Source organism: Noviherbaspirillum album (assembly GCF_035916955.1).
Lineage (GTDB): Bacteria > Pseudomonadota > Gammaproteobacteria > Burkholderiales > Burkholderiaceae_D > Noviherbaspirillum > Noviherbaspirillum album.
In genome coordinates, this window is record NZ_JAWIIV010000069.1 from 1 (window position 1) to 15506 (window position 15506).

The window sequence follows — 15506 nt, forward strand, 5'->3', positions numbered from 1 at the left end:
ACCTCCGCCTCCCGCAGGACACCTATGATTTGTTCTTCTGTAAATCGCTTTTGCATGTATGCCTCCATGTCGAAAATAATATGAAGACTCACCCAGTGGGTGGCTACACGATTTCTACCAGGTCACGATGACGCGTCTCTGTCTCGCGATGACGATCGTCATCCGACGAGTGAAGATATCGGCTGGTAGTCGCTATGGACTCGTGACCCAAGGTGTCCCGCACGTAGCAAAGATCAAGCGCACTGTTTGCCATATGCGAGCCTGCAGTGTGTCGCATCCAATGAGCCGATGCTGCCTTCACCCTCGCAGCGGTCCCTTTGTGCGAGGGTCCGTAAGCTTCGAGGCGAGTCGCCGTGCTATGAAAAACACGCTTTACAATGCTGTGAACCGCAACGCGTGTCATCGGCCGTGATTTGCCCCCGATGGGAAGCAGCAGTGGTGTGGCTTCAGCGTAGATTGGGAAAGGCGGCAAACCTCTATCACTTCGGTATCGGGACAGCTCGTCCATCAACTCTGTCGTGGCTGGAATAAGGCGCGTCTTGTCGCCTTTGCCGACGACTTCCAGCCACCAGCGTTTCTCGCCATCTCTGTCAGGGCGACAGAAAAAATCTCCCATGGTGTTGTCGACCACTTCCGATATCCGCAACCCACATAGGTAGAGCAGAGTGAAAAGCCATCTGTTGCGGAAATAATGCTCTCGTTCCCGCTTGGTTTCCTTCGGCATTGCCTCGATCGTTTGCTTGACCTCATTCCATAGATCCTTTTCCAGGTACCGCGTTATCCTCGGTGGCGTCTTGAGTCCACGCCGTCGGGATAGAGATAGAGGGTTGCCAGCAAGGTAGCCGGCATTCACCAGCCAGGAGAACATCGTATTGAGGATGATCATTGCTTGCCGCTGACTGAGCGGGGAGAGGGGGCCGGCAAACGGGCGCCACTCTATATGGGAACGGGCAAATCTACGCCCACCTTGCATGACCCAGCGCTCGGCGGGTTGCGGATCAGCCAGAAAGTACTGGTAGGCGAGCAGGTCTTCGTGAGTCAGCGACGACAATGGCTTCCTAAGCTGAAGGGTTGACCACAGCAACAGGCGTTCGACCTCCTTGCGATAGTTGGCAAAGGTTGTACTCGTATCGGCATAGCGCGTTAGCCACGCCTTGATAGCCTCGAAGTCATTGTTTGCTGCAATGAGGGGTCGGTTCCCATTCGCTCGATTTGTGCCTTGGGAGCCATCGATCCCCGGCGGTATAAAGAAAGAAGCGGTCGGTGCGGTGGAGGTGGAGAGTTCAGACTTTGCTATGGACTGGAACATTGAAGGACAGGCGGAAGGCCACGTTGTGACAATTTGCCATTGTAGGAAGTCGACTGCTTTGGAAGGTTAGAATGGTTGAAAATGGGAAATACTTACTAGTTTGTAACGACCAACCCAGACGCGTAAATGCATTCCGAAACGAAGGTACTTGTTGACATTTACCGACGTTATGGAACAATAGTGTGATGAGTACAACAAAAGCTGCCTCGTTAAAAGCCCTGACCGCGACGCGCCCTACGTTCCGGGCTATGGACGCGGTCCAGGCTGGTACGCCGCGCGCAATACTCAGCCGACTAGTGCGTGAGGGAAAGCTCACGCGCCTTAGCCGCGGTGTCTACGCATGGGTGGATCGCGTCTCCACGGAATATGACAGCCTGATCGAGGTAAGTGTCAGGACGCCATATGCTGTGTTTTGCCTGCTCACTGCACTGCAATTCCACCATCTGACGACCCAGTCGCCCACTGAGGTATGGCTTGCGTTGCCCAACAAGGCACGTATTCCCAGGATCGACTACCCGCCTATTCATGTGGTCCGGTATTCCGGTGCATCACTAGCGGAGGGTGTAGAGACGCATCAGATTCAAGGGCAGACCATCCGCGTTTACTGCGTAGCAAAAACGGTTGCCGATTGCTTCAAGTTTCGCAACAAGATTGGCATTGATATCGCTATCGAAGCACTGCGAGAAGCCTGGCAGCAGCAGAAGGTAACGATGACCGAGCTTTACCACTACGGCAAAATCTGTCGGGTGGAGAAGATTATGCGGCCTTACCTGGAGTTTCTTGCTTGAATATGCAAAAGCGTGGCGCACAGTCTATTCTGGCTCGCCTGAAAAACAAAGCGCAGGAGGAAGGCGTCGAGTACCAGCAGATGCTCACAAGGTACGGTCTGGAGCGCATGTTGTATCGCTTGTCCCAGTCACGTCACGCTGAATCCTTTCTGCTGAAAGGCGCTATGCTGTTTAACCTCTGGTTTGACATGCCGCACCGTCCTACCAGAGACGTTGACCTATTGGGCTTTGGCACGCATGGTCTGGAAGCGATGATCCTAATCTTCAGAGAGGTATGCGAGATTCACGTAGACGATGGGATTGTCTTTGATGCGAAGACCGTGAAGTCGGCAGAAATCCGCAAGGAATCAAATTACGAGGGTGTACGTGTGACCTTTCTGGGCCTGATTGACAACGTACGCTGCCCTATCCAGATCGATATTGGCTATGGCGACGCAGTGACCCCGGAGGCAGATCAGGTAGAGTACCCAGTATTGTTGAATGACATGCCGAAGCCGGCATTGCGTGCATACCCTCGCTATACGGTTGTGGCTGAAAAGACCGAAGCAATGATCAAGCTGGCGATGGCCAATACGCGCTTGAAGGATTTCTTTGATTTGTGGATATTGAGCACTTACTCAGACTTCGACGGCACAACGCTGCAACAGGCTCTGGCGGCGACACTTACACGTCGAAAGACAGCTTTGGACTCCGACCCGGTGGGGCTATCAGACGCTTTTGCTGGTGATCCAGCCAAACAAACTCAGTGGAATGCTTTCGTTCGGAAAAACAAGTTGAATGCGCCGGATCTACTCTCCGTAGTGGCGACATTGAGGCACTTTCTGCTGCCAGTGTTGGATGCGTCTTCCAAAGGCGAAGGTTTTAATCAGTGGTGGGTAGCGAAAGGGCCATGGCACCATTAACTTGAGTTGGAAGTGGAGACAGATGCTCAAAGGTTTCACGCCCTTCATTCACAAGCCCATAACGAGTCTTGATTTCGGCAGAAGACTGGAAGAATAATGTCATTTTTTCGATGATTTTGGCGTTAATGTCATTTCTTGTCGCGACCTTGATTTTGCAAGAATGTCTAACATTAGTAACCCGAAAAAAATTCGACATGCATCGAAGTTGTATCTACGATTATGCGCAGTAATCGTAGATCGATAGAATTTCTTCAAATCAACATCGAACCTGTGGCGCGCATTGCTCCCGCGTCTCGCTCAGATAGGACTGAATCGCAAAACATCCATCCTCATCTACTAGTGGGATACATGACGTCCAACGGGCAAGAACCGTCAGCAGCAAATTGACGGAGCAGGTATGAAAAGGAACGGCTTGTGGTTATTGCTGAACGAAATTTGGCATACCGGCGAGGCGGTATTGAATCATATTTGATTGGATGCTGAGAAATAGTAGAAAAGTTCGGCAATCTGACCTTTTAACCAAAATTGAGAGAAAATGGTCATGCGACGGACTCAGTGCTGGACCTTGTTACCTGACGTAGCCCTGTAGATTGCAGGACCGGTAGGCAAGGATCGCGATTCAAGAACGTCAAGGAGGCCGGATAGTGTTTTCGAAGTGGCCTCCGGCCAGAGGGTAAACGGGCATTACATCGAGCCTATGCAAAAAAGTCTTACAAAGGCCACTCGCTAAGACATCAGTAAGCTGTCACGAAGCGCACTATGTAGCATGAAAAGTACGGTAACCCTTATACGTGCTTTTCGAAGGCGTAACATTGGAAGCAGATTTGGATCACTATATGTTTCTGCCACATAACGAACGTCAAAAACAGGCAAGCTACCTGATAGAATACAGGTAACATATATGCAATGCTTACTTTATGGATTCTTTGTCTTAGCCTCGCTGGACACAGAGTTGCTGACAATCGACGACAAGGAGATACATGCCGAAAGTGATCGAAGGCCGTGCCAACTACCACCATGGCAATCTAAGGCAAGCAGTAATAGATGCTACCCTCGCGTTGGTCGAGGAAGGTGGGTTCGAGAATGTCAATTTAAGGGAAGTTGCCCGGCGCGCTGGCGTTTCGACCGGGGCGCCGTTTCGGCACTTTCCAAACAAGACGGCACTTCTGACGGCGGTAGCCGAAGAGGCAATGCAATTCTTCCGAAAAGAAATCGTCAGTGAATTAAAGAAACTTGATGATGCAGATCCTCTGTTACGTTTTCGTGCTATCGGGATGGCATATCTCAACTGGGCAGTGCGTCATCCCACCCATTTCCAGATCATTTCTGCACAAAGTCAGATCGATTTCGATGGATCGGAATCTTTGCGTCGCGACAACGAGGAGGTGCGTGCGCTCATGGATGGCGTGCCGCCGAAGATTCAGTTTGGGGGACGGGCCCTGGTCTTTGGCCTCGCCCGCATGTACGTCTCAGGTCATTTCTCTCAGTGGGGACTCAGCAAGACGAGTGCAAGACGAGCCATGTCTGAGATTCTGGATACGTTTATTGACGGGTTGTCCGTCGAGATCAAGGAAGTGGCCGCTCCCGGTACGCGCTGATAAGATAGATCCTGGCCCCCGAAGGGGGCGAGCGGCAAAACGAATCGATAGATGAGCCTTTCAATCTGCGCCGTTGCGAGGTAAAAAGGCATCTTGGCTTTCCGAGGCACGCCTACGCTATGTTCACGACATCTTGTCCACGATAATCTTGCAGGTAATGTTCCAGCATCCAAAGGCGATCGACGCCCCAAATCATTTCCTTGCCGACCACAAAAGTTGGTGATCCGAATACTCCCTGCTTAATTGCGTCTGCCGTGGCGTTCTTGAGTCGTATCCGGCCGACTTCCAATGTCTCCGTTGAAACCCTCCATTCTGGGTCGACGCCTGCTTCGTATGCGATTGCAGCCAGCTCATCGGCATTTGTTACGGATCCGCCTTTTTGCCAAATGTGCGCATACAGTGCTTTCGAAAATGCTGGCACGCACGCGGGATGCGCATCCTTGACGGCATAGAATGCGCTGCCAAGAAGTACCGGATCGGGTATCTTTGTTTTTGACAGGATTGGCAAAGCGTAAATCGTCGATAGCCGCTCTACATCGCGCATAACGTAGACATTTTTGAGCGGAGTTTCCATCATTGGCCGCAGACCCATTACCTTTACTACCGCCACGCCCAACCGGAAGACATGCCAGCGCACCTTGAAATTGTGGCGGCGTGCGACTGCCTCGACCTGCATCGCCGCAAAGTATCCGTATGGCGAGATAAAATCAAAATAGAAATCGATGGATTGATCCATGTACTTGCTTTCGATTCGCTCCGTCCGTTTATCAGAGTGGCGAGATAACATTAATTGCTCCACGCAATCGATACTAGGTAAGGGGCAAGCTTTTTTGCAATGCGTTGCTGTGCCAATTCGCGTTGGTCGGCATTGTCTGAAGCATCAGCGTCGAGGCCAATTTCAAGAAGCATCCCTCGTTTGGACTTTTCACTGACTATCAGGGAGCGCACCGGTTCGCCGTCAAGAACTTCTCCAAACAACGCCGCGGCACATTGGCTGCGCAGGGCAGGTTTGAATATCTTCCCTACCCCCGTCATCGGTAGGCTGTCGACAAGGAAGATCCTTTTCGGGTAGGCGGGCCGTTCATGAATGCGTTTTTCGACGAAGGCTTGTAAGTCCGTATCCGAGCAGTGGTGTCCGGGTTTGAGCACGACGAATGCCACAGGCAGTTCTCCCGCATAGGCATCCGGCATTCCTACCGCCGCCGCTGCGGTAACGGACGGATGGGCAAGGAAGGCATCCTCGATCATCGCGGGGTCGATATTGTGCCCGCTGCGGATGATGAGGTCCTTGGCGCGACCTGTCAGGAAAACCCGGCCAGTCAGGTCAAGATAGCCAAGGTCGCCAGACACAAGCCATCCATCGTTGGTAAAGGCACCTGCATTATGTGCCGGATTCTTGTAGCCGTCGGTCACATTCGGACCGCGGACAACCAGCACTCCGATTTCCTCAGCCTCACAACGCCTGCCCAAGCTGCCATCCATTTCCATGCGGCGTGCTTCTATGTCGACGAACGGAATCGGATGCCCCGCCGAGCCCAGGACACGGTCATGCCATGCCGCTTCCGTCGCAATCACACCACCTGTCTCGGTCATGCCGAGCATCTCACGCACCTGGCGGCCAGTGATGCGTTCCGCGCTTTCAGCCACCGAGCGGGGGAGTGAGGACGCGCCGGACATGACGACACGCAGCGAGGATATATCCGCGCCGCCTGGTTCCTGGCCGACGATGGCTGAAAGTGCCGTGGGAACGGCGCCGGCAATTGTGACGCGGTACCGCTCAACGATACGCCAAAAATTTCGGATCATGGCCGGATTGCGGAACCCGCCGGCGGACAGAATTAGTATTCCGGCTCCCGCCATCAGTTGTGAGAGGCTGCAAAAAATGGTCCCCGCCACATGGAACATGGGGAAACCGTTGGTAATAACATCCGAGGGACACAAGTTGGCAGCAACGGCCGCACCGTACGCGGCTGAAAGCTGATTCTGATGCGAATGTGTGACGAGCTTCGGCAACCCGGTCGTCCCGCCCGTATGAAAATAGGCAGCCACATCGCCACGCGACGGGAGATCGAAGAATGAAAGGTCAGCCGGTTGCGCACGACGTGCGCTTTCGAAATCGACAACATCTGAGTCGTCAGTCTTCTGCCCGTTCACCCTGATAAGAACGAGGCCAGGAACAAGACTTCGTACCTGAAGTGCCTTTTCCCAAATGTCGATGCCAGGAAGTCTTCCACAAGCAACAAGAGCCTTAGCACCAGCCGCGCGGAGAAGCTCGGCAATATGTTCCGGTTGCAGCAGAAAATTAATCGGACAGGCGATGCCTGCCGTCTCCGCTCCCCAAAGTACGTACTGAGTTTCCACGAACGACGGAAGCATGTACGCAATCACGTCCTTGCGTTGCACACCGAGCGCGCGGAATAGGTTTGCGGTACGCGACACTTCCTCTAAAAGAGCGGCATAGCTAACTTGGCGCGGCTTTTCCTCCGGCTCACCATCGTTGATCCAGATAAGAGCGGTGCGATCACCGTGCATCCTCGCGGACTCTTGCAGCAGCGCATAGACGCTGGGCGTAGCGACCCAATCGTCAAACGTCGTAGCTGTAAAGGGATTTTGTCCCTGCTTCAGATCCTGTAGCGCGGGAAATCTGATCATGTGACTATCTCCATTATGTTTTTGTATGAATTCTTCCGATCAACCGTTTGGTGATTATGCGCTTGCTGCCTGCAAGTGATCCTTTTTGATGGAATCGTCTAGCATTGAACCGAATTCGTAGGAGCCGACCGCCGTCTGGCCGCCGTCGATGGGAATGATTGTCCCATTGATGTATTGTCCACCTTGGCTCGCGAGAAACAGCGCGAGCGATGCAATCTCATCCTGCGAGGCTGCCCTCCGTGAGGGAATGTGGCCGAGAATACGATCCCAACTCGCCTTACCGTCCGGCGCAAGCCTTTTCATGCCCTCGGTGTCGCCGACAGGTCCAGGTGCAATCCCAACACAGCGGATTCCAGTCTGACCCCATTCGATTGCGAGTGTCTTAATAAGCATGTCGACGCCAGCCTTAGCCGCGCACACGTGCGACTGCGTCACTGTCGGCAATGTTGATTGAACGGCTGAGATGGCCAGTACCAAGCCACCAGGCTTGGCCAGGTATTCATAAGCAGCATGCGCTGTATTGAAGGTGCCGAGCAGATCAATGTCGATGACCGTCTTGAAACCATTCGCAGACATCCCGGTCGCACGAGCGACGAAATTGCCCGCCGCGCCTGCCACGACGATATCAAGCCGTCCGAATTCCTTGTTCGTTTCGTAGAGGGCCGCAGATACCTGATCATGATTGCGCACATCTCCAGACAACCCGATGGCCTGTCCGCCAGCTTCGCGAATGAGGGAAGCTGCGGCCTCCGCTTTGTTTCTGTCGCGGCCCATGATCGCCACTGCGGCGCCTGCCTCTGCAAATTGCTCGGCAATACGCTGGTTGATGCCGCTTCCACCGCCAGTCACAAAGGCCACCTTGCTGGACAATAGATTGGGCTGAAATACCTCTTTCATATGTTCCTCCTGAAATACGTCTGTTGATCTGCACTGATGCTCTTGGTGCAGTGAAATGTGGTCTTATTGGACCACCGCCTTTGCAATTGCTGCGAATGCCCTCCGATCCAATTCGTGCGTGAAACTGGTGTCGCCAATAGGATGGGAAGAAAGCTTAACGATAACTAATTCCGCCTTGGGATTGATGTGGATGTGCTGACCGTTGAGACCTTTCGCCTCAAAGCTGCCATCGGCGTCGTGCGGATTCCACCAGAAGTCATGATAAGAATACCCGGCGCGGACATTCTGGCCGCTCGCCTTGAATTTCTCGCGATCGGCGCCTTTTCGGAGTTCAGCAACGACGGCCTCCGGAATAGCCTGGCTTCCATTGATTCGTCCGTTCATTCGCAAAGCTTCACCGAGCCTCCCGAGGTCGCGCAACGTGGCATTGAGTCCGATGCTGGATAGTACCGTTCCAGCAGGATCAACCCACACATGGGCGTCTTCCTCAGCGCCTATCTTGCTCCAGATGTGGTCGGATACCAGTTCAGCAAAGCTCTTTCCGGTAATCCGTGACAGTACCCAGCCTATGACCTCAGTATCAACTGATTTGTACTTGAAGCCGTTTCCATGTTCCCCGTCCTTTTTCACTGTTTTGAGGAAATCATAGGTTGTCTTCGGGCCGCTGTAGTCCTTCGGCGCCGGCAATATGCCTCCTGCGAACAGGTACGGGAAAATCTCGGATTTCGGATCGGAAAACACTTCGCGATACTGAGCGGACGTTGTCATGTCCAGTGTCTGCTGGACGGTCGCGTCACCCCATGCCGTACCTGCAAGCTCAGGCAGGTAATCGGACACTTTCGCATGCGGAGCCAGCTTGTTATCCTGGATCAGGATGCGGGCCAGAAGACCGGTAAAGGACTTGCTTAGTGACCAGAGCGCGTGTGGTGTTTCCGGCCGCATGCCCGAATAGTATCTCTGGTAGACGATGTGACCCCTGTGCAGTACGAGCAGTCCATCGGTGTAAGTGCTTTTCTGCCAGTCCTCGACACTGATCTGCTGGCCATCCTTGCTCTGGAAGTCGACATTCTCCAGTTGCCGTGCCGCTTCAGGCAGCGAAGATATGGCCGCTCTCCCGCGCCAGACGTTCGCAGTCGGCCCAAGCTCGCGAATATGTTGGAAACCCCAGCGGCTGTTCGGATACTTCAATAAATTTCCTAAGTTGACGATCTTCTCGGCCGGAGGAGGAAATCCTTTCATGATTGCCAGCGCGACGGGATCGGTATGCTCAGGCGGTGGCAGTTTCACTTCCTGTGCAGCTAAAGGGACGGCAAGCAGCACGCCGATTGCAGCGACAACCGCATGAAGTCTGAAAGCACATTTTGGATTCTTCATCATGACCTTTGTAGATTGGAAAACGTGATTGATGGTCCGTTGTAAAGCTTTCCGTTGTAAGCGGTGCTTACATCGACAAATCAAGACTACTATTCAAAGAGTGAGCATGTCAACCGATATATGCAGTGCTTACAATTAACACGCGCAAAAGATTGACTGGTATGCAATTAATTGCAGAAGAAGAAACGCGAACACACGCTTTTAGAGCGTGTAATGTAAGCACTGCATATTTATGTTGACAGTCCTAATTAGCTGAAGTACCTTTTCTCTACGAAAGTAAGCGACGCTTACAAAGTCGTTCTGGAAATGCATTTGCGTAAGTGTGGTGCTAGTAAGTTGCATCCGCTGCAGTTGGCTGTATTAGGCGGCCGAACTCAAAAGCAAGTGCTTCTTGGAGAGGAGTGCCCAGGTCGTACCACCTTGGTATAAGGAGCTGCGGTGGCGTCCGAAAAACCAGCAGTTCAACATTGAGGAGACAACAATGAAGGCAGGTATCCGTGCACTACAGTCTGGAGTAATTCTGTCGTTGTTCATGTCGGTGGCGACAGCAGCAAACATAAAGATCGCATTCATCGATCCACTTTCCGGCCCGTTTGCTGCAGTGGGACAGAACGCACTTAACAGTTGGAAGCATGTTGCAGATCTTGCCAACAATGGAAGGTGGGCTGGCAGCGATACTTTCGAAGTGGTCGGATTCGACAATAAGGGAAGTCCGCAGGAATCGCTAGTCCAACTGAAAGCTGCGATTGACCAGGGCTACCGATACGTCACGCAAGGAAACGGCTCTGGGGTGGCGCTTGCTCTGATCGACACAATCAATAAACATAATGAACGCAACCCCGGGCGTGAAGTCTTGTTCCTGAACTACGCGGCAAATGATCCCGATCTGACGAACGGAAAATGCAGTTTCTGGCATTTCAGGTTCGATGCGAATTCTGATATGAAGATGGAGGCCATCACGTCCTATATGGCGCAGCAGCCAGAAATCAAGAAGGTCTATATTATTGGCCAGAACTTCGCGTTCGGACATCAGGTCACCCGCGCGGCTAAAGAGTATCTTAAACGCAAGCGCCCAGATATTGCGATTGTCGGCGACGATCTGCACCCTATAGGGCAGGTCAAGGACTTCTCTCCCTACGTTGCCAAGATCAAGGCCTCTGGCGCAGACGCGGTGATCACGGGCAACTGGGGTAGCGACCTCTCTTTGCTAGTCAGGTCGGCGAACGATGCAAACCTAAAGGCTGATTTCTATACTTACTACGCAAACACGTCTGGGGTTCCGACGGCGATGGGCGCTGCGGGTGACGGCCGTATTAAAAATGTTTGGTATTGGAACCTGAATAGCGAAGGGTTTCCCGGAAAAGACGTCGCCGAGGGGTTCAAAACGCGCTATAAGGACGATTTCGTTGGGATGTCAACATACACTGCAATTACCTTTCTTTCCCGCGCGGTCCGCGAAGCGAAGTCCGACGATCCTGTCAAGGTTGCGTTCGCCATGGAAGGTATGAAGGTCCAGAGTTTGAATGGCACGGTCGAAATGCGGAAGAGTGATCACCAAGCACAACAGCCACTCTATGTCTCGATCTGGACTAAGGTCAACGGAAAAGACATCAGATACGACCAGGAAAACACTGGGTACGGTTGGAAGACACTCGCAAAAAGTGACGCATATGTGGCAACGCAGCCTACCTCATGTGCAATGAAACGCCCAGGCCACTAAAGTTCATATTGCTCGTCTCAATTGGCATATGTGGTTGTTCAAGGAACTCACAATTTTTTCTCCTTTGGGATGCCGCGAGAGCTTCAAGCGAAGATGTTGTGGCTACAAAGCGCCGTAGGGATGATTCTGTTTTCAGCGGCCATACAGTTCCGTTCCCAGGGGATGGCGCCACAAGCGCTGAGGGGCTACGAGGAGTATCGTTTGCCAGCGATGTCTGCCTTGAGAAGAGGGGCCACCAACTATGGCTGGTGTCGTGTTGATGGTCATTCTTCTAAGTCGCAGTCTAGCTGGACGACAACCGATCCTTCGCAGCCCCTACTGCTAATGTAGCCTTTTTAGTAATGGGACTGAGTATCAATTATTGCCGATAACTTTACGGGGTAATCTGGATATAACTATGATTGAACTGGCTGAAATCTTCCCGCATGAATTCCAAGCATTGCTTGAGGCTTTAAGACGGGACCTGCGGCATCAGCGGACCAAGAGTACACCACACAAATATGGTGGCGAAATTCATGCCCAAAATCAAAGGCAGGTGTTGCGTCTATTGGAAGTTTTTAATCCTCGAGGCCCTCATAGAGCACAGTACAAGTCAAGGGAAAATGTCTCTACGATTTAGAAAAAACCTTGGCAGTAGTAAAAGAAATTCGAACAACTTACAGTGCCGCAAAGAACTCCTACTCAGGTAATGCGGTGAGTTAATGTGCATCAGCAAGAATTATTTTCAGATTCCTATGACGCCGCGCTTTGCCCCGTATACACATCCGCTGACCGTATTTAAGTACCGGAGGAAGCCGACTTGGTGCTGATCGTCGACGGCCCGATTCGGCAATAGCTTGCGCAGTCACTGATAGACACTAAGCGTCCACACTAAAATGACTGATGCTGTACTTAATATCAGTACGATTAATGCCTTCCGTCGGTGGTTAAGAAGCCAATGGACTGCCCCTTCGATGATGGCTCTCCAGCAGCTCTTGCAAAGCTGCAGCAAATAGACATGGTGCCCTGGGCAACAAAATATTCAAGGACTTAGGTGTATCTGTTGACTGACGGTTAGCTAGTTAAACCCCTATCTTAGCATTCTCGATGCTATCTAATGGGACTTTTCAGCGGACATGAGCAGGTGGTTGGTTCTATTGAACGATGGTTACTATTGCCGCCCTTTTACTCTTGCATTACGCACCTCAAGTCGATTTGGGAGATAGTTCTGCCTTTTCGAGCGTGGAATGCTGCTGTAGCAGGAATGCCGACACTAATCATTAGTTTCCTGCGTAGTGGCAAAAGGAATTAATGAAGGGCATGCTTGCGACTGCTGTACCACAAATTATATTAACTATTGATGGCAGGTTATGAATAACCACAATTTTCTCCTTCGGGAACTGCTAGCCACTGTTGACGCTATGCCGCCAACGCGAAGAAGTCATTCCTACAATAGCGAGAGACCTACAAACCAATGCGCATCGGGTGGTAACTGCTGCATTGCGACTGATATCATTGCCCGAAGAGCAAAGGGCGATTCATTCGGGATGATTGCGAATGCTCTGAACCGACAAGGGATGGCTAGCGTCCACGGCAGTCGCTGGTATCCTGCCAGCGTACGTGCCTTATACAAGAAAGCATTTTCCGTCTCTAAGCCGTAACTGCAACTGTAATGACCCACTGAAAACCTGCTCAGGTGATAATCACGAAAGGGAATCACATGAGCATGACGATGGAAGAAGAATTCAAACGGTGGACGGCCAAGCGCAAAGCGGCGCTGGTTACCGAAATCATTCAGGGTAAAACCAGCGTGGCCGAAGCCAGCCGGGCATTCGACATCCCGCCTTCCGAGATCGAAGAGTGGGTCGACGAAGGACGCAAAGGCCTGGAAAACGCACTGCGCGCTAAGCCGCTGGACGTCAAAGAACAGTACGAGCGGCAGATCAAAGAACTGCAGGAGGCGTACGGCGAGGCAATGCTTGAATTGCGTGCGCGAAAAAAGCTGCAGTCCCTGCTGGGCGAGGACGAGAAGTGATCGAGACGATCCGCCAGGGACTCAAGGAAGACGGCATTACCGTCTCGATCAGCAAGATCTGTCAATGGTTCGGCGTGCCGCGGAGAACGGTGTACTACAAGCCAGTTAGGTCGGCACCGAAGGTCCAGGATCGCTTCGCCGGCCCGATCAAAGCCATGATCGACGAGAATCCGTCTTTCGGGTATCGGACGGTGGCGCACCTGCTGGACTTCAACAAGAACACAGTTCAACGCATCTTCCAGCTCAAGGGCTGGCAGGTGAAGAAACGGCCCATTGGCTTGCGGCCGCGGGTGCAAGCCTTGCCATCAGTGGCCAAAGCGCCGAATGAGCGGTGGGCAACAGATCTTTGTCGGGTCTGGGCTGGTCGAGATGGCTGGGCAGTGCTGGCCCTGGTGATCGATTGCCATACCAGAGAGCTGCTTGGCTGGCACCTGTCACGCTCTGGCAAGGCCAAGACCGCTGAATCGGCCCTGGAACAAGCGTTGATTGCCCGCTACGGGACCTTGGGACGTGTACCAGTGCCGTTCCTGCTTCGCTCGGATAACGTACTAAATGCAAGAGGTATCGGCTAAAAAGGTAAAAGTATCCCGGCCAAGCGGAATTAGCCGTTTGGCAGCTACAAAGAGCAGGCACAACAGTCCAGTGTTCTTCCACGTAGTGAGATCCTTGCCTGACCATAGTAGACACAAGATTCGAAGCAATTGCCGCCACGATCTTCACCGTACCTAAAACAGCATAGGGAACCCAGTGGAAAGTCCGAGCATTATCTACGGAGTCGCATGCGCTCCAACGGCAACTGAGTGAGGGATCGATCCACTGGGTAAAGCTTGTTCAAAGAACTGCCGATACGGCTGGTTCGTCTTGACGATACTGTAGGCTACGCGTGCCATCTTGGCTGCGACTGCGGTAAGCGCCTTTCTACGCAAGTCCGCATTCTTGGGATCAGCCTTGATATAACGCTCGTACTTGTCTCGAAACGAGTTCTCACGCATACGTACTGCGCCTGCGCCGGCGAGCCAGAAAGCCAGACGCAAGCGGGCGTTACCTCGCTTGGATAATTGTTCGCGGCCACGTTGATTTCCTGATTGCTGCTTGGCCAGATCAAAGCCACAGTACTTTAGGAACTGCCGATGATAGGCAAAGCGTTTAACGTCTCCAGCTTCAGCCAGAATCGTTAGAGCAATAACAGGACCTACCCCGGGTAATGTCTTGAGATGTTCGAAGGCCTCATTACCTGCAAGTACTTGTTCCGCGCGCTCTTCGATACTGGCCCTTAACTGATTTAATTCCTGATAGCGCTTCAGAGTCACGCGAAACATCTCTACCGCCAGTGAATNTGTTCGAAGGCCTCATTACCTGCAAGTACTTGTTCCGCGCGCTCTTCGATACTGGCCCTTAACTGATTTAATTCCTGATAGCGCTTCAGAGTCACGCGAAACATCTCTACCGCCAGTGAATCAGGAGCGTGAGGCAGCGCGGCACTCGAACCGGCGATCTCCCATATCTCCTCAAGCTTGGCTTGCTTATTCACTTTGCGACCGACCAGATCCCATGCTGCCAGCACAAAGGCCTCCTGCGAAAGCGACCTTACATGAGCGGGAGTTGGAAATTCAATGAGAAAACGGATAAACCATTCATTGCGGGTAGTCGCCCAATAGCGGTGCATCTCTGGAAAGTAAAGCGGTAGTCCATGATTGATCAGTGAGTTCTGTGCCTTCGTACGTGCGCGTGATACCTGGTAATAGGTCTTGGCGATTTCCTGCAAATCATGAGTGCCAGCCACCATAGGATCAACATACCGTTGATAGGCCTGACGGCGCAGCATCTCTAGAATCACCGCAGCATCCTTCGGATCGTTCTTGTCCCAGGAATTGAACATGGCATCACGATAGCGGGCAACAGCAACCGAGTTGATTCCAACGACTTCAAATCCCGCCATCAGAAGACGATATGCGATGGGACGGTGATAGTCTCCCGTAGGCTCTATACCAACGCGACATGGGCCGGATAATGATTGAAGAAAGCCAATCAGGCGGTCATAGTCAACCGCAGTATTGCCCATCTTGAAGCGGTGAAGTTTGCCAGCCGCGGTTTCCAGCAGGACATAATTCCAATAGCGAGCAATGTCGATTGCCACTAGATTGAGCGCAGGTGTAGCATTTGTGGTGTCAGCCATCTCAGGTTCCTCCTTCGGTAAACGGACAAACAGAAGGATGCTCCTACTCTTGATGGCTGACATTCTGCATGTACTA

13 protein-coding genes and 1 pseudogene are annotated in these 15506 nt (G+C 52.3%); 8 read left to right on the plus strand and 6 right to left on the minus strand.

Annotated elements, in window-relative coordinates:
- Window positions 1-103: 103 nt before the first annotated feature.
- Window positions 104-1309 (minus strand): tyrosine-type recombinase/integrase, encoded by a 1206-nt coding sequence (locus RY831_RS31745; RefSeq protein WP_326510296.1) that lies wholly within the window; start codon window positions 1307-1309, stop codon window positions 104-106.
- Window positions 1310-1494: 185 nt separating this feature from the next.
- On the opposite strand from RY831_RS31745, the gene RY831_RS31750 reads away from it, so the two are divergent.
- The 3 genes from RY831_RS31750 to RY831_RS31760 all read left to right on the plus strand — a co-directional run bounded on the left by RY831_RS31750 (window position 1495) and on the right by RY831_RS31760 (window position 4597).
- The gene (locus tag RY831_RS31750) at window positions 1495-2097 is read left to right on the plus strand and encodes a type IV toxin-antitoxin system AbiEi family antitoxin domain-containing protein (RefSeq protein WP_326510297.1); all 603 of its coding nucleotides are present in this window, start codon (window positions 1495-1497) and stop codon (window positions 2095-2097) included.
- A 2-nt stretch (window positions 2098-2099) separates the two neighbouring features.
- A complete protein-coding gene (locus tag RY831_RS31755; protein WP_326510307.1) occupies window positions 2100-2999 on the plus strand; it encodes a nucleotidyl transferase AbiEii/AbiGii toxin family protein in 900 nt (299 codons plus the stop codon).
- A 980-nt stretch (window positions 3000-3979) separates the two neighbouring features.
- Window positions 3980-4597, plus strand: a complete 618-nt coding sequence (locus RY831_RS31760) for a TetR/AcrR family transcriptional regulator (protein ID WP_326510298.1) — start codon at window positions 3980-3982, stop codon at window positions 4595-4597.
- A 112-nt stretch (window positions 4598-4709) separates the two neighbouring features.
- On the opposite strand, the gene RY831_RS31765 is transcribed toward RY831_RS31760, so the two are convergent.
- The 4 genes from RY831_RS31765 to RY831_RS31780 all read right to left on the minus strand — a co-directional run bounded on the left by RY831_RS31765 (window position 4710) and on the right by RY831_RS31780 (window position 9523).
- The gene (locus RY831_RS31765) at window positions 4710-5333 is read right to left on the minus strand and encodes a 2-hydroxychromene-2-carboxylate isomerase (protein ID WP_326510299.1); all 624 of its coding nucleotides are present in this window, start codon (window positions 5331-5333) and stop codon (window positions 4710-4712) included.
- 50 nt (window positions 5334-5383) lie between these two features.
- Window positions 5384-7249: an AMP-binding protein gene (locus tag RY831_RS31770; protein ID WP_326510300.1), complete on the minus strand. Its 1866-nt coding sequence runs from the start codon at window positions 7247-7249 to the stop codon at window positions 5384-5386.
- Window positions 7250-7303: 54 nt separating this feature from the next.
- Window positions 7304-8146 (minus strand): SDR family oxidoreductase, encoded by an 843-nt coding sequence (locus RY831_RS31775; RefSeq protein ID WP_326510301.1) that lies wholly within the window; start codon window positions 8144-8146, stop codon window positions 7304-7306.
- A 63-nt stretch (window positions 8147-8209) separates the two neighbouring features.
- Window positions 8210-9523, minus strand: coding sequence for a serine hydrolase domain-containing protein (locus RY831_RS31780; protein ID WP_326510302.1), 1314 nt, complete (start codon window positions 9521-9523; stop codon window positions 8210-8212).
- Window positions 9524-10052: 529 nt separating this feature from the next.
- Here RY831_RS31780 and RY831_RS31785 point away from each other — a divergent pair.
- From RY831_RS31785 to RY831_RS31800, 5 genes are all read left to right on the plus strand, one after another.
- Complete coding sequence (locus tag RY831_RS31785) at window positions 10053-11240, plus strand: branched-chain amino acid ABC transporter substrate-binding protein (protein WP_326510308.1); 1188 nt, start codon at window positions 10053-10055, stop codon at window positions 11238-11240.
- Window positions 11241-11637: 397 nt separating this feature from the next.
- Window positions 11638-11859 (plus strand): hypothetical protein, encoded by a 222-nt coding sequence (locus tag RY831_RS31790; protein WP_326510303.1) that lies wholly within the window; start codon window positions 11638-11640, stop codon window positions 11857-11859.
- Window positions 11860-12640: 781 nt separating this feature from the next.
- The gene (locus RY831_RS33340; RefSeq protein ID WP_367576117.1) at window positions 12641-12880 is read left to right on the plus strand and encodes a recombinase family protein; all 240 of its coding nucleotides are present in this window, start codon (window positions 12641-12643) and stop codon (window positions 12878-12880) included.
- A gap of 35 nt (window positions 12881-12915) precedes the next feature.
- Window positions 12916-13254, plus strand: coding sequence for a transposase (locus tag RY831_RS31795; protein ID WP_225984950.1), 339 nt, complete (start codon window positions 12916-12918; stop codon window positions 13252-13254).
- The gene (locus tag RY831_RS31800) at window positions 13251-13826 is read left to right on the plus strand and encodes a DDE-type integrase/transposase/recombinase (RefSeq protein WP_326510304.1); all 576 of its coding nucleotides are present in this window, start codon (window positions 13251-13253) and stop codon (window positions 13824-13826) included. Before RY831_RS31795 ends, RY831_RS31800 begins: the two co-directional genes overlap by 4 nt.
- Before the next feature lie 195 nt (window positions 13827-14021).
- On the opposite strand, the pseudogene RY831_RS33480 reads toward RY831_RS31800, so the two are convergent.
- Window positions 14022-15430 (minus strand): annotated as a pseudogene (locus RY831_RS33480) (IS110 family RNA-guided transposase).
- Between the last annotated feature and the right edge of the window lie 76 nt (window positions 15431-15506).